Annotated in this window: 20 protein-coding genes; 12 read left to right on the forward strand and 8 right to left on the reverse strand. The window is 64.7% G+C overall.

Translation table 11 applies throughout. The annotated features are described in order from the left end of the window. Positions 1-218: 218 nt before the first annotated feature. Positions 219-536, forward strand: coding sequence for a hypothetical protein (locus BBIA_RS10825; RefSeq protein ID WP_033492740.1), 318 nt, complete (start codon positions 219-221; stop codon positions 534-536). A gap of 3 nt (positions 537-539) precedes the next feature. Continuing rightward, the gene (locus BBIA_RS10830) at positions 540-869 is read left to right on the forward strand and encodes a hypothetical protein (protein ID WP_033492742.1); all 330 of its coding nucleotides are present in this window, start codon (positions 540-542) and stop codon (positions 867-869) included. 80 nt (positions 870-949) lie between these two features. Here the strand turns inward: BBIA_RS10830 and BBIA_RS10835 are convergent, their stop codons facing one another. The 4 genes from BBIA_RS10835 to BBIA_RS13520 form a co-directional block, all read right to left on the reverse strand. Beyond that, positions 950-1972, reverse strand: coding sequence for a DMT family transporter (locus BBIA_RS10835; RefSeq protein ID WP_238548507.1), 1023 nt, complete (start codon positions 1970-1972; stop codon positions 950-952). A 34-nt stretch (positions 1973-2006) separates the two neighbouring features. After that, positions 2007-3221: a MalY/PatB family protein gene (locus BBIA_RS10840; protein WP_033492744.1), complete on the reverse strand. Its 1215-nt coding sequence runs from the start codon at positions 3219-3221 to the stop codon at positions 2007-2009. Between the two features lie 165 nt (positions 3222-3386). Then, the gene (locus BBIA_RS10845) at positions 3387-4526 is read right to left on the reverse strand and encodes an alpha/beta fold hydrolase (protein WP_033492745.1); all 1140 of its coding nucleotides are present in this window, start codon (positions 4524-4526) and stop codon (positions 3387-3389) included. Between the two features lie 70 nt (positions 4527-4596). Beyond that, positions 4597-5271 (reverse strand): DNA-binding response regulator, encoded by a 675-nt coding sequence (locus BBIA_RS13520; RefSeq protein ID WP_051923996.1) that lies wholly within the window; start codon positions 5269-5271, stop codon positions 4597-4599. Between the two features lie 309 nt (positions 5272-5580). On the opposite strand from BBIA_RS13520, the gene BBIA_RS10855 reads away from it, so the two are divergent. Then, on the forward strand, positions 5581-6306 hold the full coding sequence (locus BBIA_RS10855) for a hypothetical protein (protein WP_152600488.1): 726 nt from the start codon (positions 5581-5583) through the stop codon (positions 6304-6306). Between the two features lie 105 nt (positions 6307-6411). After that, positions 6412-7125 (forward strand): hypothetical protein, encoded by a 714-nt coding sequence (locus BBIA_RS10860; protein ID WP_033492749.1) that lies wholly within the window; start codon positions 6412-6414, stop codon positions 7123-7125. Between the two features lie 27 nt (positions 7126-7152). Here the strand turns inward: BBIA_RS10860 and BBIA_RS10865 are convergent, their stop codons facing one another. Both BBIA_RS10865 and BBIA_RS10870 read right to left on the reverse strand, forming a co-directional pair. Continuing rightward, positions 7153-9486: a YhgE/Pip domain-containing protein gene (locus BBIA_RS10865; RefSeq protein WP_033492751.1), complete on the reverse strand. Its 2334-nt coding sequence runs from the start codon at positions 9484-9486 to the stop codon at positions 7153-7155. Continuing rightward, positions 9483-12245, reverse strand: coding sequence for a YhgE/Pip domain-containing protein (locus tag BBIA_RS10870; RefSeq protein WP_033492753.1), 2763 nt, complete (start codon positions 12243-12245; stop codon positions 9483-9485). Before BBIA_RS10870 ends, BBIA_RS10865 begins: the two co-directional genes overlap by 4 nt. 231 nt (positions 12246-12476) lie before the next feature. On the opposite strand from BBIA_RS10870, the gene BBIA_RS10875 reads away from it, so the two are divergent. The 8 genes from BBIA_RS10875 to pknB all read left to right on the forward strand — a co-directional run bounded on the left by BBIA_RS10875 (position 12477) and on the right by pknB (position 24144). Then, positions 12477-14834 carry a prolyl oligopeptidase family serine peptidase gene (locus tag BBIA_RS10875; RefSeq protein WP_033492754.1) on the forward strand — a complete coding sequence of 786 codons (2358 nt, stop codon included), beginning with the start codon at positions 12477-12479 and terminating at the stop codon, positions 14832-14834. A 179-nt stretch (positions 14835-15013) separates the two neighbouring features. Further along, entirely contained in the window at positions 15014-15718 is a 705-nt protein-coding gene (locus BBIA_RS10880; RefSeq protein ID WP_033492756.1) for an FhaA domain-containing protein, read from the forward strand. 20 nt (positions 15719-15738) lie between these two features. Further along, complete coding sequence (locus BBIA_RS10885) at positions 15739-16275, forward strand: FHA domain-containing protein FhaB/FipA (RefSeq protein WP_033492757.1); 537 nt, start codon at positions 15739-15741, stop codon at positions 16273-16275. Positions 16276-16282: 7 nt separating this feature from the next. Beyond that, entirely contained in the window at positions 16283-17947 is a 1665-nt protein-coding gene (locus tag BBIA_RS10890) for a PP2C family protein-serine/threonine phosphatase (protein WP_033492759.1), read from the forward strand. Beyond that, on the forward strand, positions 17944-19326 hold the full coding sequence (locus tag BBIA_RS10895) for an FtsW/RodA/SpoVE family cell cycle protein (protein WP_033492848.1): 1383 nt from the start codon (positions 17944-17946) through the stop codon (positions 19324-19326). The genes BBIA_RS10890 and BBIA_RS10895 overlap by 4 nt, the downstream gene beginning before the upstream one ends. Next, positions 19323-20789, forward strand: a complete 1467-nt coding sequence (locus tag BBIA_RS10900; RefSeq protein ID WP_033492763.1) for a peptidoglycan D,D-transpeptidase FtsI family protein — start codon at positions 19323-19325, stop codon at positions 20787-20789. The genes BBIA_RS10895 and BBIA_RS10900 overlap by 4 nt, the downstream gene beginning before the upstream one ends. After that, complete coding sequence (locus tag BBIA_RS10905) at positions 20786-21868, forward strand: serine/threonine-protein kinase (RefSeq protein WP_238548508.1); 1083 nt, start codon at positions 20786-20788, stop codon at positions 21866-21868. Before BBIA_RS10900 ends, BBIA_RS10905 begins: the two co-directional genes overlap by 4 nt. Further along, on the forward strand, positions 21865-24144 hold the full coding sequence (pknB, locus tag BBIA_RS10910) for a Stk1 family PASTA domain-containing Ser/Thr kinase (RefSeq protein ID WP_420796700.1): 2280 nt from the start codon (positions 21865-21867) through the stop codon (positions 24142-24144). Before BBIA_RS10905 ends, pknB begins: the two co-directional genes overlap by 4 nt. A 96-nt stretch (positions 24145-24240) precedes the next feature. On the opposite strand, the gene BBIA_RS10915 is transcribed toward pknB, so the two are convergent. Together BBIA_RS10915 and BBIA_RS10920 are read right to left on the reverse strand one after the other, a co-directional pair. Next, on the reverse strand, positions 24241-24885 hold the full coding sequence (locus BBIA_RS10915; protein ID WP_033492765.1) for an anthranilate synthase component II: 645 nt from the start codon (positions 24883-24885) through the stop codon (positions 24241-24243). A 77-nt stretch (positions 24886-24962) separates the two neighbouring features. After that, positions 24963-26015, reverse strand: coding sequence for a class E sortase (locus BBIA_RS10920; protein WP_033492854.1), 1053 nt, complete (start codon positions 26013-26015; stop codon positions 24963-24965). Positions 26016-26045 lie beyond the last annotated feature (30 nt).

Genomic DNA, 26045 nt, shown 5'->3' on the forward strand with positions numbered 1-26045 from the left:
CGCATCCCAAAACTATCCACAAAAATTGTGGATAGACACTCCGAATGTGGATAACTCGGACCATTCGACCACATCCCCCGGTACGGCTTGCCTGCAAACCATGCACATGCCTACGCTTTGGCACATCGCGCGCAAGCCATCGACGAAGGAGCCGGAATGACCGATCATCGCGACGCATATAGCCATACGACCATACAAACGACAACCAAGGTTGCGACATGAGCTATGATAATGAACAGCCGATCATCCTCAACAGTGCGCGTAAACCGCATTCCTCCAAGGGAATCATCATTCCGCCCGTGCCGGATGACGTGATTCTGCACGCATATGCGCACGGCGAAGATGTCGGGGTGAATGCACGCCGCGATCCGCCGACCTACATGGTGGTCGGCCCGGATCCGCAAGGCAACCGGTTATACGAAATCGGTTACTTCGAAGCTCCTTACGGAGCCGACACCGGCAGGATCATGATCTGCCACGCTATGCCGGCACGGCACAGCTACCAAGTACGGTATTGGAACGCGATTCGGAGGTGACCAATGGCAGTAGCGCAAACCGACAGGCAGGACGGCGCATCGCCATTCGACCGGGCGTACTATGAACGGCTCGGCGAACGGATCGGCGAGGAGATGGAATCGCAGGACTACCCCGAACCGGTGGATGTATCCGACGATCCCAATCCCGGTGCCAGGCTCAAGCGGCTCGTCTACCAGAAGCAGGTCTTCGAGCAGGAAAATAAACGCCAGACGCGCATCATCGTGGATGAGCTGCGCCGACGCGGCGAATCGTGGAACGCCATCGGCAAACTCATGAACATCAGCGGCGAGGCGGTGCGCAAGCAGTACAGCCCTGACATGCGCGCCCAGTAACCATTTCCGGCTCGTTCACACCGCAGCGCACAGTCGCGCATAGCAACACCAGCATCGCGCGATAGCGCGATTCCGTTCGGTCAGCGCACGAGGAAGACCATGGCGAGGATCATGGCGAAGCCGGCGAAATCGGCGGGGGAGAAGACCTCGCCGGTCCATGCCACGGACGTGACGGTCGCGGCGACCGGCTCGCTCGTGCCGAGCATCGTCGCGCGCATCGACCCGACGCGCATCATGCCGGCCAGGTACAGGCCGAACGCGCCGAACGTGCCGATGACCACCGTGTACGCCATGAGCAGCAGGCCGAACCAGTCGAGCTGCGGCGCGGTGACCCACGGCCGCACGATCGGCAGCAGCACGATGCCGGAAATCACGAACATGATCCCGTTCACCGTCATGTTGCCCCACCGCGCGATCAGCTTGATCGGCATGATCGCCATCGCGGCGGTCGCGAACGCGTTCACGAGCCCCCAGAACAGGCCGATCGGCGGCAGTTTCAACGTCGACAGGTCGCCGCCGGTCGCCAGCAGCACGACTCCGGCGAACGCGAGCGCGACGCCGACGCCCTCGCGCATGTTCGGCAGCCGACGGCCGCGCAGGCACACGTACGCCAGCACGAACAGCAGGTTCAATGATTGCAGCACGGTCGCCGTGCCCGCGTTCGTCGCGTTGATCGAACACAGATAGGCGACCTGCACGAGCAGCACGCACACAAGCGCACTTGCGATGAGCTGCGGGTACGACCGGCGTTCGCGCAGCGCGCCGACGAGCAGCGGACGCTGTTTCGGTGAGACGGCCGCGAAGGCGATGAACATGGCGCCGGCGAGCAGTTCGCGCACGCATGCGATCCACAGCGGGTCGGCGTGGTACGTGCCCATGAGCATTTTGGAAATGGTCGCGTTCGTGCCCCACATGATGCCGCCGACGAGCACGAGCGCCGCGCCGACGAGCAGGTCTTTCGGCGTACGTTCGAAAGTCGGGGACGGTTTGGCCGCGCCGGTTCCGCCGGTCTTGCCGGACTGGCCCGCACGACGATCGGCACGGCGGTCGGCGCCATCGGCGAGATCGGCATCGCGGATATTGCGTTTTTGCATGTCAGGCATATCAGTCACGTTAGTCGCTCGGTCGCCGTCGCACTCAGTCGACGAACACGTATTCGCTCAGGCGGCGCATGGCCTCCTGCACGCGGCTGAGCGGCAGCGCGAGGTTCATGCGGATCGTGTTCGGGACTTTGAACATCGTGCCGTCCTGCCAGGCGACGCCCACATCCCAGCCGCGCTTTTCCAGTGCGGACAGCGTCACGCCGTGGCGTGCGCACCACTGCGAGCAGTCGAGGAACAGCATGTACGTGCCCTGCGGCTTGGCGAGCGTCACGCCGTCGAAGTGCGACGTGATGTAATCGTATGCATAGTCAACGTTCGCAGTGATCGTCTCGCGCAGTTCGTCGCACCAGACGCGGCCCTCCGGCTTGTACGCGCCGATGAGCGCGTGCATCGACAGCACGTTCATGTCGTTGTAGTGCGGCTTGGTGCCCTTGGCGACGATGCGGTCGCGCAGATACTTGCTGTAGATGATGTGGTAGCTGCCAACGAGTCCGGCGAGGTTGAACGTCTTGCTCGGCGCGTAGAACGCGGCCGTGCGGTTGCGCGCGTCGTCGCTGACCGACTGCGTGGGGATGTGCTTGTGGCCGGCGAGGATGATGTCGGACCAGATTTCGTCGGAGATCACGACGCAATCGTTCGCTTGGTACACCTCCATCGCGTGTTCGATCTCCCAACGTTCCCATACGCGGCCGGTCGGGTTGTGCGGGCTGCAGAACACGGCGACGTGTATGTTGTTCGCTTTGATGCGCCGGTCCATGTCGTCGAAGTCCATGCGCCACACGCCGTCGGCGTCGCGTTTGAGCGGGCTGTGGACGATGCGGTAGCCGTTGTTTTCGATGCAGTGCGTGAAGCCGATGTAGGTCGGGCTGTGCAGCAGCACCGCGTCGCCGGGTGCGGCGAACGACGTGAGCGTGGAGATGACGCCGCCCAGTACGCCGTTTTCGTAGCCGATGTGCTCCTTGGCGAGTCCGGTCACGCCGTTGCGGTCGCGCTGCCAGTCGATGATCGCGTCGTAGTATTCGTCGGTCGGCGTGAAATAGCCGAACGCGGGGTGCTTCGCGCGTTCGATGATCGCTTCGGTGATGGTCGGCACGGTCGGAAAGTTCATGTCGGCGACCCACATCGGGATCACGTCGAAGCCGGGCTTGGGCGGTTCCGGCGCGAAACCCGGGTCCTGGCCGAGACCGTCGACCGCGATGGCGTCCTTGCCGTGGCGGTCCATGATCGTGGTGAAGTCGTAGGTCGTCATGCTCGTCCTTTCGTCGCTCTGCCCTGTTCGCCGCTCGCCGCGCATTGCGCGCGCTGCGCGTCGTACGGCCGGCCCGATCCTGCATTGAATCGAGCGCAAAACGATAGGTAGCTTAGTAACCTGCGCGCTGCGCCACGCCGTCACCGGCCGGCACCACCGCGCAGCTCAGTCGGCGACGGCGATTTCGGACGAACCGTAGAAGTCGAGGATCTGCTTGAGATACGGGGCGATCGTGCCGTTCGGCATGCTGAAGATCTCGTGCAGCGAATCGGGGAACCGCACGAGCTGAATGTTGCCGCCGCCTTCCCTGACGCGTTCGACGAACCGGTTCTGCGGCTCGTTGAGTACCCACACGTCGCGCCCGGCCTGAAACAGCAGGATCGGCGTTTCGATGTTCGCGCAGGCGCTCGGCCGCAGCACGGCGTGCGACAGGCGCAGCGCCTGACGAACCCATTCGAACGCGGCCGCGTTGGTCTGGTAATGCGCGTCGTCGCAGCGGCACCGGTGGAACCAGCGCACGCGCGCGTCGGACGCGCCGGGATGATCCTCCGGCTTGAACGTCGGCTCGAACGGCCCCTGGCCGAACACGGCGTGACGGCCGAGGCCCACGCCGCACATCACTTCGGCGAGCGCGCGGGCCAGCCAGTTCGGTATGCCGGTGGCGGGCGCGATCATCGGGCAGGAGAGCACGGCCTTGTCGAAGAGGGTGGGATGCTGTTCGAGCACGGCCGCACCGATGCCGCCGCCCATCGAATGGCAGAACAGGTTGAGCGGCTGCCCGTCGGCGTACTGCTTGCCGATCGTGTCCGCGAATTTCGCGAGATCGGCCACGTAGCGATGCCAGTCGTCGATCCACACGAGCCAGTTCTGGTCGACGTCGCGCGCGGAGTAGCCGTGGCCGCGATGCTCCATCATGCACACCGAATAGCCGGACAGCAGGAAGTACCAGATGAGTTCAGCGTATTTGCGCGTGAATTCGGTGAATCCGTGCGAGATCACGATCGCGCCGCGGAAGATGCCGGTCGCGCCGTCCTCGCGCAGCGCGTCGAATTTGGCCGAGTCGTAGCACACATAGTGCAGCTTGCCGGCGTGGGCGGCCAGTTCGTCGTTGCCAGTGCCGTTGCCGACGCCGGACGCGTCACGCTCGCAGGACGCACCGGCCGATCCGGGAGCAGGCAGCGACGGCAATCCGTCCACCTCGGCCGGTTCCATCCACCCTTCGACGCGGCATTGCGCGAGGGCCGGCAGGATCGTGCGTTCCATAGTCGACGCGTAGTCGGCTTCGTCGATCAGTTTCACGTTCATGCCACCATGCTACCCAACGATCAGACGCCCGAAATTGGGCAACATGCGTTCCAACCGGCGGTTTTTGCGTCTACTGTTCGCCGCCGCGCTCGCGGAGCCACGCAAGGATGAGGTCGAGTCGGCCGTTCGACTTGGTTTTGTCGATGGCGCGGCGGAACAGCGTGTCGACGGTGCCTTTTGATTTGCCGAGCGTTGCGGCGATGCGCTGGGAGGATTCGCCGTGCGCCGCCATGTCGACCACTTGGCTTTCCGCGGGGGTCAGCAGCGCCAGGCCGGATGGTTTGGCGAGCTTGACCCGCGCGTGGGCGGCTGCGGCGGTTTCGAACGGCACGTCGACCTCGGTGTTGGCGTAGTGGCCGATATTCGGGTCGAGAATGTCGGTGATGGCCCGCGCAATGTCCTGCATGCTGGCGTGCTTGGCGATGATGCCCTGCGCGCCGGCGTCCGCGATGCGTTCGGCGTAGTAGGAGAGCGAGAACGACGTGATGGCGAGGACTGCCGGCTTGCTGCCGGAGATGCGGATTTGGCGGCAGACGGTTGGCCCTTGGATTCCGGCCAGCGACATGTCGAGCAGGAGCAAGTCGGGGCATGTTGCGGGGTTTTGTGTGCGGGCGACGGCGAGGGTCCCGTTTTCCTCGGTCCAGATGACGGGGCATTGGGGGAGTGCTTTGCGCAGTTCCGATCGCAGTAGTCGAAGTACCATCGGATCGTTGTCCACAATGGCAAGCAAACCTTTGCAATCCATGCCGACCACTTCCCTGCTCAGGCCGTCGAAAATACCAATGACGCTAGTGTATCACCAACATTGGCATCGTTTGCATACCGCCGCCGATCTACGCACTCCTTCTTGCTGCTGGCAGTATTCCGACGGGACACGCCGCACGTTGTACTGTTTTGCAGTACATATGTACTGTTTTCGCTTATTTTGGCGGCCGACACCGCCATCCAGCCGTACGCTGGAAGCAGACCCGGAGACATGCTCTCGCCGGGCGCAGCAATGTCGGACTTGCACCCAGCGCTGAGTTGCACTTAGTCGAGACGAGGGGACACGGCCATGAGCGTCAGAGAGATTATGAGAAAGCGTCTCCGCATATTGTCCGTTGCATTCGTGCTTGTTGTCGTCTCCGCAACGGCTGCCTGCTCCGACGCACAGGATGCGAAGCAGGCTGCAACCAATGAAACCAGTGCCGGCGGCGCCAGAATCGCTTCGTCGCGGTCGGACTATATCGAACAGCTGCTTCAGGAAAACGACAAAGCCACGTATCCGATGGCGGATTCCCAACTGGAAATGCTCAAGCGCGCATTGAACAACGACGGCAAAATATCCACTTCCGATTACGAGCGATCATGGAGCGACTACTCGCAATGCATCATGGACCGCGGATGGTCGAAGCCAGTGCTGAATCATTTTCCCAACGGAATTATCGACAATTCGGGAATGAATCTCGGCGGCTTGACCGAGCAGCAGCATAAGCAGGTCATGCAGGACGTGATCGAATGCTCGAATCTGTACACCGTGGGAGTGGACGCCGTATACGGCATGCAGGTGGGCAATCCCTCACTGTGGCAGGATCTCGATCAGGCGATCGTGGACTGCCTGCATAAGAACAATCTGGTTTCCAAGGAATACGACGCCGATCAGTACCAGAAGGATTTCAATAATCGAGGCAAAGGCGAAACGGTATTGAATTTCGATGACATGTCGGTTCGTGGTTGTCTTGCAGCCAACGGCAGCACGCTGTCGAACCAGTCGGATGAGCTGTGGGACCCGACGACATAAGGCTGCGATTGCCCAGCACCGTTTTTCGTATAAGAAAATCAGGTATCACGGATCGGGGGAACGGATATGACGCGTGGCAAACGAATCGCTGCAGGCGCAACGGCAATGCTGATATGGCTGCTTCTTGTCTGCGCCGGTTGTTCCTCCGATCCAAACGCCGGTGCAAACGCCGGCGGCGACGACGGCGCAACGTCGTCCAGCGATGCGGAGGTTCGTTCCTCCCAGCCGGCGGGCGGATTTGCGTCGTCACTGTCCGAATACGTCGATTCGCTGCTGAAGGACGACGCAAAGGCTGAACAAAAGATGTCCGATACGCAGCGCGCCATGCTGGAACGCGCGCTGGAGCATGACGGCGAAGTGTCCGCCGCCGACTACGAGCAGGCATGGTCAGACTACAAGCAATGCATGGTCGACAGCGGATATGCCGCGCCGGTGCTGGTCAAATACTCGAACGGCATATACATGCAGGCGACGATCGACGGCGGCAAGTCAACGGACGATCAGCGGTCGAAATTCTCCGACGACTACGACCGCTGCTTCACCGACACCGCGCTCTATGTCACCGGCGTGTATTCCATACAGGTCGGCAACCCGGAGCTGCTGAACGACGGCGACCAGTCGGTGGTGGACTGCCTGATACGCTCCGACGCGGTCGACAGGACCTACACCAAACGCCAATACCAGCAGGACAAGGAACGGTACCTGCAGCAATCAGGCGACACCACGCTCGATTTCACCAACGTCTCGGCCCAGTCCTGCCTGGCCGCCAACGGCTGGGGCATCAACAACGGCACCGTCACCTGGAAGCCTTTCGGCTGACGGCCGTTCAGCCGGCCCCGCCAACCGTCACATCACCTTGGTGCTTTCGAGGTTGCGGATGATCCAGTCGTTGAGGCGGATCACCGGCTTGCGCAGCACCAAGCCGAGCAGCAGGGACGGGACGAGGAACAGGGCCAGTTTGCCCATCGCCACCCAGTATTCCATGCCGTAGGCGCCCGCCATCGCGGAATGCATCGCATCCACCGCATACGGGAACAGCAGCCAGTGCGAAACGGCCTGGAAGAACGGCGGCAGGGTTTCGATCGGGAACGTGCCGCCCGAGCCGGCCACCTGCATGACGAGCAGTACCACGGCGATGGCCTTGCCGATGTCGCCGAACGAGACGGTGAGCGTGTAGATGAGGTTCGAGAACACGATCGACGCGAGCCAGCCGGTGAGCAGGAACAGGAACGGGTGCTCGCACTGGATGCCGAGGTACAGCAGGTCGCCGAGGCACAGCAGCGTGCTTTGCAGCAGCGCGAGCACGCCAAACAGCATGTACCGGCCGAAATACTCCTCGTGCAGGCGCAGGCCGAACCGACGCGCGTTGCCGGGGGATTCGGCGCGCGGTTTCATGAGCACGTCGAGCGCCGCCACCGGCCCGGCCGCGCGCCCGGCCACGATCGCGTCGCGCAGGCCCATTTCCTCGCCGAGCGGCAGCGAGTTGCCGAGTCCGAGAATGCGGGCCTTCTCGTGGTCGGAGATCGTCACCTTGAGCATGGCCACGAGAATGATCGCGCCCACCCAGATGGACAGGATCGTGTAGAACGGGGCCATGGCCGAACCGTAGTTGGCGATCGGGTACACGGCCGTGCGGTCGAGCGCGACCGGCGCGGAGATGAGCGTGGCGATCGCGTCCGGGTCGGCGTCGGTGAGCTGCGACAGGTCGATGCTGCCGCCGCTGGCCAGCGACGTGAGCTTGTCCTTGAGCGTCGTGAGTTTCGCCGCGGACTTGTTGAGCGCGGCGGACGCCTTGCCGAGCGTGGATTGGATGTCGCCGATTTGCGTGGCGATGCCGCCGGACAGGCCGGACACGTCGTTGATCGTGTCGTTCAGCCCGTTCGACACGCTGCCGATCTGCGCGGCCACGTCGCTCACGGACGACGAGAGCGCGTCGAGCTGCGGTTTGAGCGTGGTGCGGTACGTGTCGGACGCGTCGGTGACAGTCGTCTTCGCGTCAGCGATCTTCTGCTTGAGCTCCGTACGCACGGTTGCCGCGTCGGCCGTACCGTCGTTGATGCGGGTCGCTGCGTCACCCAACGCGTCGGCCGCATCGGCGAGCTTGGTCTGCGCGGATTCAGCGCGATCGGCGGCGCGGTTGAGCGCGCCTTTGACGTCCGGCAGCAGCGTCTCGTCCGTCTCGTCGGCGAGCGTGCGCAGCGCGGACGCGTACGATCCGAACGCGTCGGACTGCTTCTGCACCTTGCCCTGCATGTCGGTGAGCTTGTCGGCGACCTGCCCGGCCTGCGAGTCGATGTCGGTGAACGCCGCGTCGACCTGCCGTTCGATGTCGTCGTACGATCCGGCCGCCTGCTTGAGCGCCTCGCTCACGCCGCCGGACGCGCCGGACAGCGCCTTCTCCAGACTCGACAGTCCGGATTTTCCTTGCGATATGGCCGTTTTGGCCGAGTCACCGCTCGATTTGACCGAGCCGAGCAGCTTGTCGGTGGAGTCGATGATGCTGCCGGCCGCGCCGAGCAGCGCCGAATACGAGTCGACCTGCTTGGCCGTGGAGGTCAGCTGCGAAGCGAGCGTGCCGATGTGCCCGGTCGCGTTGTCCACGTACTGGCCGACCTGCGGGCTTTGCGCGTAGTCCATGACGCTAGAGGCGAGGTCGAGCGCGACTTCGCCCACGGTTTTCACGAACGTCTGGTCGATGGTGGTGGCCACGGTGGTCGCGCCCGCGTCGGTGATGTGCGGGGCGATCGGGTTGACTTTTTCGTTGAGGTAGTATTCGAGCTTCGCGTGCTTGATGTTGGGGGAGAAGACGGTCATCATGTCCGCGCTGAAGCTTTTCGGAATGATGAGCGCCGCATAGTATTCGCCCGAGTTCACGCCGTCGATAGCCTGCGCCTTGTCGACGAACTGCCAGTCGAGCTGGTGGTTGGCGCGCAGCGCGCTCGTCACCGTCTCGCCCACGTTGATCTTGACCGGCATCAGGTCCGACTTGTAGCCCTTGTCGACGTTCGCGACGGCGACTTTGAGCGATTTCGTGTTGCCGTACGGATCCCAGCTTGCGGCGATGTTGTACCACGCGTACAGCGACGGCACGATCACGAGTCCCATCGCGACGATGATCGCGATCACGTTGCGCGTCGACTGGCGGACGTCGCGTACGAAGATGCGCCAGATGTTCCTCATCGTGCGTCTCCTTCCGTCGTCGCACGGCCTGTTTCGCCCGTCGTACCAGCGTCCGCCGCGTCCGCCGAATGGAACGCCGGCAGCTCCTCCGTCACTTCGCCGATGTCCGGACTGTCGTCGAGCGCGACGTCCGCGTTCGGCACGCGCCACGGCGCATGTTTCGCGTGACGGCCTGCGCCGCCGCGCCCGCCCGGCCGCAGCCACACGTAGCCGTTGAGCATCACGTTGCGGAATTCGTCGGCGCTCATCGCGCTCACGCCGAGCTGTCGCGCGTAGCTTTCGCGCGTGTATTCGACAACGATCAGATACGTGTCGATCAGGATGATCGAGGCGATCCACGCGGTGAGCATGGCGATTTTGTTGGTGAGCACGAACAGCAGCACGAGGAAGATGAACGGCAGCACCGCGAGCAGCGCGAGGCCGGAGATGATGAGCTTCGGATAGCGCATGAAGAACCGGTGCGCACGCCGCTTGACCATCGCGTGCAGTTCGCTGCCCTCCTCGACGCGGCCGAACAGCGCGTTGAGGCTCACGCGTTCGTTGACCATCGAATTGTGTTCGGTGATCATCAGGTCCGTGTCGCCGAGTCGGCGGTCGAACAGCGCGTTGAGGTTCATCGCGTAGCGGCGCACGACGAGGCCGACGAACAGCGCGGCCGGCAGGTACAGTGCCAGATGGCCCATGTCGAGCCAGTAATGGTTCGCGTACGTGCCGGCGATCGGCCCGCGCATCGCGTTGATGCCGTACGTGAACGGCAGCCACGGGTGCAGCTTGCGGAAGAAGTCGGGCATCATTTCGATCGGGTACAGGCCGGACGCGCCCGGGATCTGCATGATGACGAGCACGACCGCGACCGCCTTGCCGATGTGGCGGAACGCGACGGCCAGCGCGTAGATGATGTTGATGTAGACGAACGAGCAGAACAGTCCGGCGAGGATGAACAGGACCGGATGGGTCATCTGAATGCCGAGCGCGATGTCGCCGACCGTGGCGATGAGCGCCTGCAGGAATCCGACAACAAGCAGCAGCAGCCAGCGGCCGAGGTACGCCTGCGAGGCGGAGATGCGGCCGAGCTTCTCAAGCCCCTCGCGGTCCACTTCGAGCTTGTAGATGGCGATGAGCACGAAGCCGCCGACCCACAGCGCGAGGTTCGTGTAGAACGGCGTGACGGCGGAACCGTAGTTGTCGACCGGATACACGATCTTTTCGTCGAGGCTGACGGGCGAGCTCATAAACTCGCCGAATTCCTTGTCGTCGAGGTGCAGGGTGTCACGGATTTTCTTGTATGCGGCGGAGCTGTCGAGCGCGCCGATGTCCGCGCGCACGGTTTCGACGTCCGTGGCGAGCTGGTTCAGGGATTCCTGCGTGCCGGACAGCGTGGTTTTGGTCTGGTCGATTGTGGTGCCCAGCTGGTTGAACAGACCGTCGGCCTGGTCGAGCGTGGAGTTCAGCGAGACGAGCGTGCCGTTCAGGGTGCCGTTGAGCGTGGCGAAGCTGTCGAGCGAGGCGCTCAGGCTGGGTATGACCGTGCCGGTGAGCGAGCTGCGCGTGGCCGCGATGGCGGCGAGACCGCCGCTGGACGCGCTGCCGACCGCGCCGGACAGGCTGCTCGTCGCGTTTTTGCCGGAGGTGATGAACTGCGTGGAGTCCTTGCGGAACGTGTCGAGCTGGCTTTGCTGCGTGGTGATGACGCCGTCGACCGTGTCGATCTGGCTCCAGATGCGTTTGCCGAGCGGGTCGCTGGTGTCTTGGTCGATGCCGGCCGCGTTGAGCGCCTTTTTAAGGTTCGTGAGCGCGGCCGCGGTGTTGTCGAGCGGTTTGCTCACGTTGTCGTAGATCGAGTCAACTGCGATTTGGGCGGTGTTGAACGTGCCGGTGACGCTGCCGGCGGCCGCGTTCGCACTGGCGGCGACGCCCGCGAGCTGGAGCGAGCCGTCATCGAGCGCGCCGGTGAGCGTGGTTGAGAACGTTTGCGTGCTCTTCTGCGCTTCGGCGAGCAGCGTGCCGGATTGCTTGGACGCCTTCTGCGCGGCGGCGATGGCTTGCCGGAGCGTGGCCGTGTTGCCTTTGGCCTTGTCGAGCGCAGATTTGGTGGTTGCGAGCGTGGACTGCATGGAGTCGAGCGCGTTTTGCGTGTCGCGCAGGCTGGCCAGCACCGTGTCAAGATCGTTGATCGCGCCGGTTTGTGTCTGATTCGTGGTCTTGTCGAGTTCGCCGCCGGCCGCGGATACGGCTTTGGCGACGGTGTTCGCGACGGTGGAGACGAACGTGGCGTTGATCTGTGTGTCGATCGTCGTAGCGCCGGTGTCGGTGATTTTCGGCGCGGTCGCGTTCTTTTTCTCGTTGACGTAGTACTTGATGCTCGGCCGCTTGGATGATCCGGTGACCGAGTTGACGAGGCTTTCGCTGAAGTCCTTGGGCAGGACGATGGCCGCGTAGTATTCGCCCGACTGCACGCCGGAAATCGCCTGCTCCTCGTCGACGAACCGCCAGCCGAGCGACGAGTTCTTCTTCAGCTGCGAGACGACCTGCTTGCCTGCATTGAGGCTGCCGACGAGGTCGGATTTGGTGCCCTTGTCCTCGTTGGCAATGGCGACCTGCAGGTTGCCGGTGGCCGAGTACGGGTCCCAGTTGGCGAGGATGTTGAACCATGCGTACAGCGACGGGATGATGGCCACGCCGAGCGTGACCACGAGCGCGACGGGGTTGCGCAGGATACGCCTGAGATCGCGCGTGAATATCGTCCAGACTGTGCGCACCCGACCGCTCCTTACCGCAAGCCATCATCCGCGCCGGCCTGAATATCGCACGTATCGTTATGCGCGGTGACGGCCGGCGAGGCCCTTCATGTCATCGCTCAGTATAAGCGGACCCCGCCGCCGTTCCTCGGCCGCTTCGCCCCTGGGCGCGACAACGCGACACCGACCGCCCGTTCTGTCCAAATACCGCCCGCATACCGCATGCCCAACCGGCCGACTAGCGTAAGGGGCATGACCAATATCAACGACAACATTGTCCAGTTTCCCCGTCTGAGGGCCCGCACGCTGCGCTTCGGCGGCGGCGCGCCCCGTTCCGCCCGCGTGATCGGCGACGGCTCGCACGCGCTGTTCCTGCGTTCCGACGGTCCCGAGGATCTCGTGACCTCGCTGTGGCTGAGCGTCGTCGACAGCAACGCCGCCGGCGAGGAGTCACATCGCGAGATCCTGCTCGCCGACCCGCGCGAGCTGCTCGCCGACGCGGACAGCGAGGACGTGCCGGCCGAAGAGAAGGCCCGTCGCGAACGCGCCCGCGAAGGCGGTTCCGGCATCGTCTCCTATTCGGTCGATGCGGCCGGCCGCCGCGTCGTGTTCACGATCAACGGCCGTCTGTTCCTGACCGACATCGTCGACGATGCGGACGGCGAACCGTCCGGCCGCACGCGCCAGCTGGCCGCCGCGCAGCTCGACACGGACGAGCAGGGCGTCTACGGCCCGGTGCTCAACCCGCGCGTCAGCCCGGACGGCAGGCACGTGCTGTACACGACCGGCGAGCATCTCGTCATCATCGACATCGCCGACAACGGCAACGACCACATCGGCACGATCTGGGGCGTCGACGACGAGACGGACGACGCGGACGGCGAAAACACGTGGAAGATCGGCCTGGCCGAATTCGTGGCCGGCGAGGAGATGGACCGCTACGACGGCTTCTGGTGGGGCCCCGATTCGCGCCACATCCTCTTCGAAACCTTCGACACCGAACGCGAGCCGATCTGGTACATCAGCGATCCGGCCAATCCGGAGCATCCGGCCGTCGGCCGCCGCTATCCGCGCGCGCTCACCGAAAACGCGGAAACGTACCTGACCGTCGCCGAACTCTCGTTCGACGCGGACGGCCGCTACAACGGCATCGACGGCGCGCAGGTCGAGTGGGACCGTGCGACGTACGAGTACATCGCCGCGGTCAGCTGGGCCAAGGATCGCGATCCGCTCGTGCTCGTGCAGGATCGTTGCCAGCGCAACGACCAAGTGCTGTCCGTCACGGTCGACGGCGACGATGCGGGCGCGACGCGCGTGCTCGAAACGCACCACAACGACCAGTGGATCGACCTGATCCCCGGCACGCCCGCGTACACGCCGGACGGTCGTCTCATCGGCGCGTTCAACGACATGGACACGGACACGAACCGGCTCACGGTCGACGGTCGCGCGTTCACGCCCGCCGGCTGGCAGGTGCGCGGCGTGCTCGACGTGACCGACCGCGACGTGCTCGCGCTCGTGCAGCGTTCGCCCGAAACCGCGCCCGACGTGCCGGCCGAGTGGGCGGCCGCGGCGGCCGACGAACGTCGTCTCGGCGATCATGATGCGCGCAGTTTCGACGTGGTGAGCATCGCGTACGACGGCACGCTCACGCCCGTCACCGACAAGCCCGGCTCGTGGACCGCGTCGCGCGGCAAGGGCAGCATCGTCGTGTCCGGACGCGACATGGCGCACGCGAAGTCGACCATGCTGCACAACGGCCACGCGATCGCGAATCATGCGGCCGAACCTGGCTTCGCGCCGAACCTCGCGTTCACGCGGCTCGGCGAGCACCGGTTGTACACGGCGATCATCGCGCCGAGCGCCGATAGCCCGTACGCGCAGGCCGAGAAGCTGCCAGTGCTCATGAAGCCGTACGGCGGCCCGGGTTTCCAGCAGGTCATCGCCAGCCAGGCGTTCTACTGGGAGGCCCAGTGGTGGGCCGATCAGGGCTTCCTGGTCGTCACGGCCGACGGCCGCGGCACCACCGGCCGCGGACCGAAGTGGGACCGCGCGATCTTCGAGAACATGAAGGACGTGACGCTCGCCGACCAGGTCGAGGCCGTGCACGCGCTGCCAGACGCGGTCGCCGCGCTCAACGCCGGAGCGGACTCCGCCGCCGGCGAAACGCATATTCCCGCGCCCGATCTGGACAAGGTGTGCATGATCGGCTGGTCGTACGGCGGATTCCTGTCCGCGCTCGCCGTGCTCGACGCGCCGGACGTGTTCAAGGCCGGCTGCGCGGGCGCTCCCCCCACCGACTGGACGCTGTACGACACGCACTACACCGAACGCTATCTGGGCCTCGACCCGGAAGTGTATGAGCGCAACGGCATCGTGCAGGACGCGCCGAAGCTCGAACGCGCGCTCATGCTCATCCACGGCTTCGCGGACGACAACGTCACCATCGCGCACAGCCTCCGGCTGTCGCAGGCGCTCATGGCCGCAGGCCGCCCGCACACCTACCTGCCGTTGACGGGCATCACGCACATGACCAACGACGAGACGGTGGCGGAGAACCTGCTCATCCTCCAGCGCGACTTCCTGCGCGACGCGCTCGACCTGCGCTGAGCGGGTTTCACGCCCGACATGCGCCCGGGGAACCCTATTCCCCGGGCGCATGCGGCGCCGTTCACATCACCCCCACGGACGTGGAAGTTTTGCGCCCATAAGAACGCTTCCCGGCGGATTTTTTGGTCAGGTTCCCCACTGCGCGTAGGATGGGTGAGGATATGTAGAAAGGGATCACCATGAGCGTTCTCGACCGTTTTGAGAAAAGTGTAGAAGGCGCGGTCAATGGCGTGTTCGCCAAATTCGGGTCCAAGGACCTGCAGCCCGTCGACCTCTCCAGCGCTCTCGAGCGCGAAATCGACGCCGAGGCCATGCCCGTCGGCCGCGATCGCACAGTGGCTCCGAACGAATACCGTTTCAAGCTGAGCACCCCCGATTTCGACCGCATCGAGCAGTGGGGTTCGGAAACGCTCGCCAACGAGCTGGCCGACAATCTCACGCAGTACGCGAAGAGCCAGCACTACGCGTTCGTCGGACCGGTCGTGGTGATCTTCGAAGAGGACCTCGACCTGACCAAGGGCAACTTCAACCTGAGCTCCGAATCGGTGCAGGGCAACGCGGTGCCGGTCACTACCCCCGACCAGCAGACGCAGGACGACCCGATGCTCGAGATCAACGGCAACCAGTACCTGCTCACCAAGGAGAAGACCGTGATCGGCCGCGGCTCCGGCTGCGACATCATCATCGACGATCCGGGCATCTCCCGCCGCCACATGGAGATCGACATCACGCCAAACGGCGTGATCGCGCGCGACCTCGGCTCCACGAACCACATGTACATCGAGGGCCATCAGGTGCCGATCGCCACGCTGCTTGACGGCAACACCATCACCATCGGTCGTACGCGCATCCTCTACTGGGCTTCCTCGCAGGAGCAGGAGTAACCTCCCGAGGAGCCGTCCACATGCTCACCGAACTGACCTTCGCGATTCTCAAATACGGATTCCTTGTTCTTTTATGGGTGTTCGTATGGCTTGCCATGCGCTCATTGCACAAGGACATGGAAACGCTCAGCCCCCACGCGTCGCGCACCCACCGTCGCAAGGAGCGTCAGGCGCGCAAGGCCGCCGAATCGCCGGCCCCGGTGGCCACATCGTCCGCCGTGCCCGTGCGCGTGCCGGCCAACGAGCCGCCCACGCCGAATTCCGCCCTGTCGCTGCTCGTCATCATCGACGGCCCGTTGGCGGGCGCAAGCGTGCCGCTGACCGGCGAATCGATCTCGCTCGGCCGCGCCGCGTCGAACACGGTGGTGCTCGACGACGAGTTCGTCTCGTCCCACCATGCGCGCGTGTACCAGGATCCCGCCACCGGCGACTGGGCCATCGAGGATCTGAACAGCACGAACGGCACTGTCGTCAACGGCCAGCGCATCAGCGCGCCCACCATTCTTTCCGCCCGAGTCCCGGTGCGTATCGGTGCCACCACCTTCGAATTGAGGTGACCGCCATATGCCGAATTCAGCTGCGTCGCAAACCTTGTTCCTCTATTCCACGACCGTCTCGGACGTGGGCACCGTACGTTCCAACAACCAGGATTCGTCGTTCGCAGGCGAGCATCTCGCCGCGATCTGCGACGGCATGGGCGGCCACGCCGGCGGCGACACCGCGTCGACCATCGCGATCCGCTCGCTCGCACACATCGAGCACGACGACGTCAGCGGCGACATCCAGGCCGTCTCCCGCATGCTGGAAACGTCGGTCATCGCCGCGCACGACGCGATCGTCGGCAAGGCGAAACGCGAACGCAAGCTGGCCGGCATGGGCACCACCGTCACCGCAGTCGTACTGGTGGCCGGCTACTGGGTGCTCGCGCACATCGGCGACTCCCGCGCGTATCTGCTTCGCGACGGCAAGCTCACGCGCATGACGCACGACCACAGCCTCGTGCAGCATCTCATCGACATGGGCCGCATCAACGAAGCGGAGGCGAAGAACCATCCGCAGCGCAACGTCGTGATGCGCGTGCTCGGCGACTTCGACATCGACCCGCGCCCGGACATCGCGATCCGCAAGGCGCATCCGGCCGACCGCTGGCTGCTGTGCTCCGACGGTCTGTGTGGCGTGCTCGAGGATTCGACAATCGAGCAGGTCATGGCTGACTGCACCGACCAAGAGGAGTGCGCGCAGCGGCTCGTCGGCATGGCGCTCAAGGCCGGCAGCACGGACAACGTGACGGCCGTGATCGCCGACGCGACGCTCGCGCTCGACGCGAACGCCTTCGACCTACCGCATCAGACGCTGCTGGTCGGCGGCGCGGCAAGCTCCAGCCTCGAACCGATCGCCGACATCGTGAACGCGCCGGTCGCGACCTCGCCCGCGCTGCGCGAGGATCGGACGTCGCCGGCGATGCGCGCGGCCGCATTGCGCGAGGATGCCAAACGCAAGGACAAGACCGGCCCGGCGCCGCGCGTCGTACAACCGGCGGACGTGCGCGAGGAGAACGGCGACCGCACCGTGCCCGACACGGGCGAGATCCCGGTGGTGCAGAAGTCCGACGGCCGCGTGACGGCCGATCCGAACGACCCGGAAGTCAAGAAGGCGATCCACCACGAGCAGCTCGAACAGCGGCACGCGAAGCGCGTACGCCGGCATCGCAACCGCTTCGCGGTAATGCTCACCTCGATCGTGGTGCTGGCCGTGCTGGCCGGCACGGCGTGGGGCGCGTACGCGTGGAGCCAGAGCCGCTACTATCTGGCCGCGAACGACGGCGTGGTGACGATCTACCGCGGCGTGAACACGAACCTGTTCGGCCTGTCGCTGTCGCACGAAGTGAAGAAGACGACGATCGAAGTGTCGAGCCTGCCGCAGTCGTGGCAGGACCAGCTCGATCAGGGCATCGCCGTGGACAGCTACGACGCGGCCACCGAGCACGCCGCGTTCATCAAGAGCGAGCTTGACAAGGAGGCCGCGAAGAAGGCCGCCGAGGAGGAAGCCAAGAAGCAGGCGACCGAATCGTCGAAGACGAACGGCGATTCCTCCGACTCGACGGACAAGTCCGATTCGTCGAGCTCGACGACCGACAAGTCCGGCACGTCGAGCGGCTCGACGCCGAAGATCGGCGCGGCCGACGACGCGACCAAGTCCGACACGTCAAAGGACGGTGCCGCGCAATGATCACCACCCGTTTGCGCCAGATCGCGCTGCTACTGTTCGCCATGGCGATCAGCTTCATCGCGTTCTTCCAGATGTTCGAGCGCACGACCGGCGGTTTCCCGCAAAATTACGCGATACTGCTCGGCGTGATCGGCGTGATGATCCTCGCCGCATGGGCGCTGATTATCAAGTTCCAGCCGTACGCCAGCCAGTCGATCATGCCGTGCGTGATCCTGCTTAACGGCATCGGCACGACGATGATCGCGCGCATCGACCAGTCGGCCGGCACCAGCGTCGCGTTCAAGCAGCTGCTGTGGCAGGCGACGGCGCTCGTGCTCGCGTCCGCGCTGATCGTATGCATGCGCGACTACCGCATTCTGCGCCGATTCTCGTACGTGAGCATGGTCGTCGGCCTGCTGCTTCTGCTCTCGCCGATGGTTCCCGGCCTCGGCGTCGACATCAACGGCGCGAGCGTGTGGATCCGCGTGCCCGGCGGCACGATCCAGCCGGCCGAATTCGCCAAGCTGTTCCTCGCGTTCTTCTTCGCCGCATACCTGTTCGACCACCGCGATCAGCTGGCCGTGGGCGGCAAAAAGATCCTCGGACTTCAGCTGCCGCGCATCAAGGACCTCGGCCCGATCATCATCATCTGGGGCGTGTCCATGGGCGTGCTCGTCATGCAGCACGATCTGGGCACGTCGCTCATGTTCTTCGCCATGTTCGTCGCCATGCTGTACGTGGCCACCGGCCGCAAAAGCTGGATCGTGATCGGCCTGATCGCGTTCGCCGCCGGCGCCGTGCTCGCCGCGTCGATCTTCAACCACGTCGGCTCGCGCGTCGAAGCATGGCTGCAGCCGTTCAGCAACGAGCAGTACAACAAGGACTACGGCGGCTCGTGGCAGATCGTCACCGGCATCTTCGGCCTCGCGTCGGGCGGCATGGTCGGCACCGGACTCGGCCAGGGCCACCCCGGCCTCACCACGTACGGCAACTCCGACTTCATCTACACGTCGCTCGGCGAGGAAATCGGCCTGACCGGCCTCCTGGGCGTGCTCGTGCTGTACCTGATCATCATCGCGTCCGGGTTCATCACCGCCATGAAAATCAAGGACGGGTTCGGCAAGCTGCTCGCCTCCGGACTCGTGTTCACCATGGCGTTCCAGGTGTTCACCGTCGTCGGCGGCGTCACGCTCGTCATCCCGCTAACCGGCATGACCCTGCCGTACATGGCGGCAGGCGGCTCGTCGCTCGTCGCCAACTACATCCTCGCCGCGCTGCTCGTCGTCATCTCCAACTCGGCGAACAAGCCGGAACCGTCCACCGACCTGTCGGAAACGTTCCAGTACGAGGCTCTGGCGGCGCTGCGCGACCACGAGCTCAAGGAGCGTGGCAACCGATGAACAAGACCCTGCGCCAACTGTTCACGGCCGTGCTCGTGCTGTTCGTCATCCTCGGCATCTCCACGAGCATCATCACGGCCATCAAAGCCGACGAACTCAACGCCGACGCGCGCAACGCGCGTGCGCTTTACCGCACGTACGGCGCGCCGCGCGGGCAGATCCTCGCCTCCGACGGCACGGTCATCGCCAAATCGAACGCGGTCAACGACTCGTTCAAATACCAGCGTTCCTACTCGAACGGCCCCGTGTACGCGCCCGTGACCGGCTACTTCTCGATCACGCAGGGCACCGACCGCGGCCTCGAAGCGTCGCGCAACCAACTGCTCAACGGCGAAGCCGACACGCTGTTTTGGGAGCGGTTCAAGGCCGTGCTGTCCGGCACGGAAAACACGGGCGCAACGATCGAAACGTCGATCAGCCCGAAGCTGCAGACGCTCGCCTACCAGCTCATGAACGGCAAGGACGGCGCGGTGATCGTCAGCCAGCCGAAAACCGGCCGCATCCTCGCGATGGTGAGCGTGCCCAGCTACGATCCGAACCAGCTCGCCTCGCACGACACGAAGTCCGCGAACCTCGCCTACCAGCAGCTCGTCGCCGACAGCTCAAATCCGATGCTCAACCGCACCACCAGCCAGCTGTACCCGCCGGGGTCCACGTTCAAAACCGTGGTGATGGCCGCCGCGCTCGAAACCGGCAAATACGACCTCACCACCCAGGTGCCGGCCGGCGCGAGCTACACGCTGCCAGGCACGGCCACGGCCCTGACCAACTCCAGCATTCAAGGCGCCGGCACGAACGGTAAGATCGCGCTGCAGGACGCGCTCGCGTACTCGTCGAACACGGCGTTCTCGCAGCTCGGCGTCGCGCTCGGCGCGGACACGGTCAACGCGATGGCCGAAAAGCTCGGTTACGGCAAGTCGGTCACGCTGGACGGCACCACGTCGACCGGCACGCCGATCAAGTCCGTCGCCGCACAGTTCCCGGCCGACGAAACGGACGATCGCATCGCGCTCGCGTCGATCGGCCAAGGCGACAATCTGACGACCCCGCTGCAGAACCTGCTCATCGCGTCCGCGATCGCAAACGACGGCAAGCTCATGCGACCCACGCTCGTCGACCGCGTGCGCTCAAGCGACCTGTCGGTGATTTCTGAAACGGAACCGCAGGTCATGTCGCAGGCGTTCAGCAAGACCACGGCCGACAAGCTCACCACGGCGATGGAATCGGTGATCACCAAGGAATACCCGTCGCTCGAAATCGACGGCGTGTCCGTGGCGGCGAAAACCGGCACCGCGCAGATCGGCGACGCAAACCAGTCGATCGACGGCTGGATCATCGGCTTCGCGCCCGCGGAGGACCCGCAGATCGCGGTGTCCGTGGTGGTGCACAACACCGACCTGTACGGGTCGCTTGCCGCAGGTCCGATCATGAAGCAACTGATGGAGGAGGCGTTGAAGCAATGAAACTGATCGAAGGACAGCTCATCCACCGCCGATACCGCCTCGACCGCAGACTCGCGCAAGGCGGTATGGGCGAAGTGTGGAAGGCGTACGACATCCAGCTCGGCCGGCCCGTCGCCATCAAGGCATTGCGCTCCGACCAGGCCAACGTCGAGGCCAAGCTCCACCGTCTGCGCGCGGAAGCGCACAATTCCGCCAATCTCGCGCATCCGAACATCGCCGCGCTGTTCGAATACTACGAACACGACGGCATCGGCTTCCTCATCATGGAATACGTGCCGAGCAAGTCGCTCGCCGATCTCTACCACGAGAAGGGCGCGATGGATCCGACCGAGCTGCTGCCGATCCTCATCCAGACCGCGCGCGGCCTGTTCGTCGCACACAGCCACGACGTGATCCACCGCGACGTCAAGCCGGCCAACATCATGGTCTCCGACACGGGCGAAGTGAAGATCACCGACTTCGGCGTCTCCTATTCGACCAACCAGGAGCAGATCACGCAGGACGGCATGGTCGTCGGCACCGCGCAATACATCTCGCCCGAACAGGCGCAAGGCAAGCAGGCGACGCCGCAGTCCGACATCTACTCGCTCGGCGTGGTCGCGTACGAGGGCCTGTGCGGACATCGTCCGTTCACGGGCGCAACCCCCGTCGACATCGCGGCCGCGCACGTGAACGACCCCGTGCCGCCGCTGCCGGACACCGTCGACTTCCAGCTCGCCCAGTTCGTCATGTCGATGCTGGCGAAGGACCCGCGCGACAGACCGAAGGACGCGCTCGTCGTCTCGCGCACGCTAGCGCGCATCGAACGCCGGCTGCTCGACCAGGCGACCGCGCAGGCCGACGACACGTTCGTCAACCTCGGCCGCATGCCGAGGCGCGTTTCCAGCCGACCGCACGCGGTCAACACGCTGCTGCGATCGCTTGACCCGGGACGATTCGCGCAGACGGCCGCATCCGTGGCTGCCCAGTCCGGACAGCCCGGCCAAACCGGCGTCCAATCCCAGCCGGCCGGCACGCATATCAGCTTGAACGGCGCATCCGCACCGGCGATGCGCAACACGCGGAAGGAGCAGCAATGAGCATGCCTAATTCGCTCGCCGACGGCCGATACCAACTCGGCCAGTCCATCGGCCACGGCGGTATGGCCGAAGTGCGCGTGGCGCTCGACACGCGACTCGGCCGCACCGTCGCCATCAAAATCATGCGCGCCGACCTGGCCAACGACCAGATCTTCCTCACGCGGTTCCGCCGCGAAGCGCACGCGGTCGCGCAGATGAACAACCCGAACATCGTGAACATCTACGATTCGGGTGAGGAGACCGTCACCAACGACGACGGCACCACCGAACGCCTGCCGTACCTGGTCATGGAGTACGTCAAGGGTCAGACGCTGCGCGACATCATCAAGGCCAACGGCGCGCTGTCGCAGCGCGACGCCGAACAAGTCATGCTCGGCGTGCTCTCCGCGCTCGAATACTCGCACCGCATGGGCATCATCCACCGCGACATCAAGCCCGGCAACATCATGATCTCCGAGCAGGGCGTGGTCAAGGTCATGGACTTCGGCATCGCCCGCGCGCTCGACGATTCGGCAGCCACCATGACCCAGTCGCAGGGCGTGGTCGGCACCGCGCAGTACCTCTCGCCCGAGCAGGCGCGCGGCGAAACCGTCGACATGCGCTCCGACCTGTATTCGGCCGGCTGCGTGCTGTACGAGATGCTCACCGGACGCGCGCCATTCGTCGGCGATTCGGCCGTGGCCATCGCCTACCAGCACGTGTCCGAAGTCGCCACGCCGCCCAGCGCAATCGTGCCCGGACTGCCGAAGATGTGGGATTCGATCTGCGCGAAGGCCATGGCCAAGGACCGGCAGAACCGGTACGCCACGGCCGCGGAGTTCCGCAACGACATCCTCACATTCATGAACGGCGGCATGCCCGTGGCTGCCGCATTCAATCCGCTCACCGACCTGGCCAACATGAAGGCCCGCCGCGAAGCCGAACAGCAGCAGGAAAGCCAGAATCCGACCGCCACGATGGCCATGGGCCAGACCATGCCGATGGGCGCCGGCGTGCCCGGTGCCGGCGTTGCGGGTGGCGCCGCCGGAGCGGGCGAGACGACCGCCACGCAGGCGTTCAACCCGATCACCGGACAGTTCGAGGTCGTGCCGTCCATGCGACCGGCGGCCGGCAGCACGGGCGTGCGCTCGCGCGCCGAACAGCGGGCCGCGGCGGCCAAGGCAAAACGCAAGAAGGTCATCATCGGCTCGGTACTCGGCGGCATCGTCGTCATCGCGCTGATCGTGGCCGCGTTCTTCATGCTCAGCAACTCGAACGTCGCGGCGAACGAGGAAACCGTGCCGGACTTCACGTCCATGTCGAACATCACCGAAGCGAAGGTCAAGGCGCAGCTCGAACAGCTCGGGCTCACGCTCGACCCGCAGGAGGACAACGATTCCTCCGAACCGAAGGGCACCGTGACCAAGCAGACGCCCAAGGGCGGCACCAAGGTCGCCAAGGGCAGCGCGGTTAAGGTCTGGTTCTCCACCGGACCGCAGTCGATCAACGTGCCGGACGTGTCCGAGGACACGCAGGAATCCGCTCGCGAAACACTGGAAAAGGCCGGATTCAAGGTGGCGTCGACCGTCAAGAGCGTGCAGAGCGCGACCGTCGCGCAGGATCTGGTCGTCAAAACCGATCCGGAGGCAGGCACGTCGCAGCCGAAGGGCACCGAAATCACGCTGTACGTGTCCACGGGCAGCTCGAGCATGCCCGACGTGACCGGACAGCCGAAGGACGCGGCGCTCGCCACGCTCAAGGGCTACGGCCTGCTGCCGACCGTGTACACCGAAGCCAGCGACACCGTGCCGGAGGGCAGCGTGATCCGCACCGATCCGGCCGCGGGCCAGCAGCTCGAACAGGACCAGCAGATCACCGTGTACGTGTCGAGCGGTCCCGAGCCGGTGACCGTGCCTGATTGCGCGGCCGGCCAGTCCTACGCCGACTGTGCGGCCGCGATGACCGCCGCGGGCCTGAACCCGACCGCGGGAGGCACGGGCGAAAGCGGCGTGGTGGAAAGCATCAATCCGACCGCGGGCACGCAGGTGGACAAGGGATCGAACGTGACCATCACCACCAAGAAGGCGGAGTCGTCCAACACCGAAAACGGCGGATCCACCAACGGCAACGGCTCGAACACCAACGGCAACGGATCCACCGACAATAACGGGTCCAACACCAACGGCAACGGATCCACGGACGGCAACGGCAACTCCGGCACCGACAATAACGGGTCCACCGACAACAACAACAGCTCGAACAGCAACGGATCCGGCTCGGGCACCAGCGGCAACTGACAGGCCGGCAGCCGTTCGGGCATGCAGAAGGGGGATGTCTTCCCAGTGGAAGGCATCCCCCTTCTTGCTGCTTTCTGCGCCCCGGCAGCGTCCCCGTCAGTTGTTGACCTTGGGCTGGAGGCCGGCGGACTTGGCCACCGCATTGGACTGGCCGCACACGGCCAGCCAGTTGGCGAGCAGACGGTAGCCATCCTGCGTCATCACCGATTCGGGATGGAACTGCACGGCGTACATCGGCAGATCGCGGTGCTTGATGCCCTGAATGATGTGATCGCCCTGCGTCCACGCGGTCACCACCAGCTCATCCGGCACGGAATCGGGCTCCACGGCCAGCGAATGGTAGCGGGTCGCAGTCATCGGATTCGCCACCCCGGCAAAAATCTCGTCGTCAATATGCTCCACCTGGCTCGTCTTGCCGTGCATGATCGTCGGCGCATGGTCCACCGTGCAGCCGAACACTTCGGCCAACGCCTGCAGTCCAAGGCACACGCCGAACATCGGCTTCTTCTCGGCCGCGCAGCGACGGATCACATCCTCGCTAGCGCCCGATTCGGCCGGCGCGCCCGGGCCGGGGGAGATCAGCACGCCGTCGTAATCGTCCAGCAGGCCGGGCTTCGCGGCATCGATCGCATCATTGCGCACCACGTCGACCGTCGCGCCGAGCGTCTTCAGATAGCCGACGATCGTGTACACGAACGAATCGTAATTGTCGACGACCAGAATGCGCGCCGAATCAGTCATCACAGTCTCCTTATGCAAATGGGCCACAGCGTAACGCTGCGGCCCAGTGTAGTCAATGCGAACCCGATCGCGCAGGCTCAGACCGTGAAGTTGGACATTTGCTGCAAGTAGGGGATATGCGACGCGGCCCACGGGAATCCCCACTGGAACAGCGCGGCGGCCGCAACGAACAGCAGGATCAGCGTAAGCAGCAGCCGGATCGGCAGCACGCCCGGCTGGACGCGCTCCAGCCCGCCGTACAGGCTGAATTCGGGGCGGCGGCGATCGCCGGCACGCACTTCGCGCCAGAACGGGTAACGCCACGCGGCCAGCGCCGCAAGGAACAGGATCACGTACGCGACCAGCGCGACCTGAATCACCGGCACCAGCGAATCCAGCTTGGACACCGGCGACGCGGTGACCTCGTTCACCGTGAACGTCGTGCCGCCGCTCGCATTGCTCGTCGCGAGCTCCTTCGGCGTGCCGTCCGACACCTTCGCCCAGTACTTGAGCTTGCCATAGCTGATCCAGCGGTAGATCGGGTCGGAGTACTTCGGTTCGCACGTCGTCATCGTGATCATGCGTTCGGTCGGCGTCGCGCCCGGATTCTTCGGATTCTCGCCGATCACGCGGATCTCCGTCGGCAGCACGATCTCGTAATCCGTGTATTCGTACACGTACCAGTAGTTCTGCGTACGGATGACGATCGCGTCGCCCTTCTGCAGCTTGTCAACGTCGCCGAGCGGCTGACCGTAGCCGTTGCGGTGGCCGGCGATCGCGAAATTGCCGACCTCGCCGGGCATCTGCGTGTCCGTGTAATGGCCCAGACCGTGCTTGTTGAGCTGTTCGAGCGTGGTGCCCTGCACCAGATTGCGCTCCCAGTTGTCGCCGAAGCGCGGGATGTAGATGGTGGCCATCAGCTCACCGTCGGCGGTCGGCGCGGCCTCGACGGGCGGATCGCCCTGCTGCGCGGCCGCGACCTTCGTGCTGTCGCCGTTGCCCGGCGCCGACCAGTTCGCCGACTGCCGCGCCTCGACCTGCGCGTGCTCGGCCTGCACACCCGTCCACCACATCTGCCAGACGATGTACAGCGCGCAGATCGCGGCCATCGTCAGCAGGATCTCGGCCAGCACGCCGGCCGCGACCCACAGCCAGCCGTGTTTGCGCGGTTGCTGCGCTGC

Origin of the sequence: Bifidobacterium biavatii DSM 23969 (genome assembly GCF_000741165.1) — a bacterium.
GTDB lineage: Bacteria > Actinomycetota > Actinomycetes > Actinomycetales > Bifidobacteriaceae > Bifidobacterium > Bifidobacterium biavatii.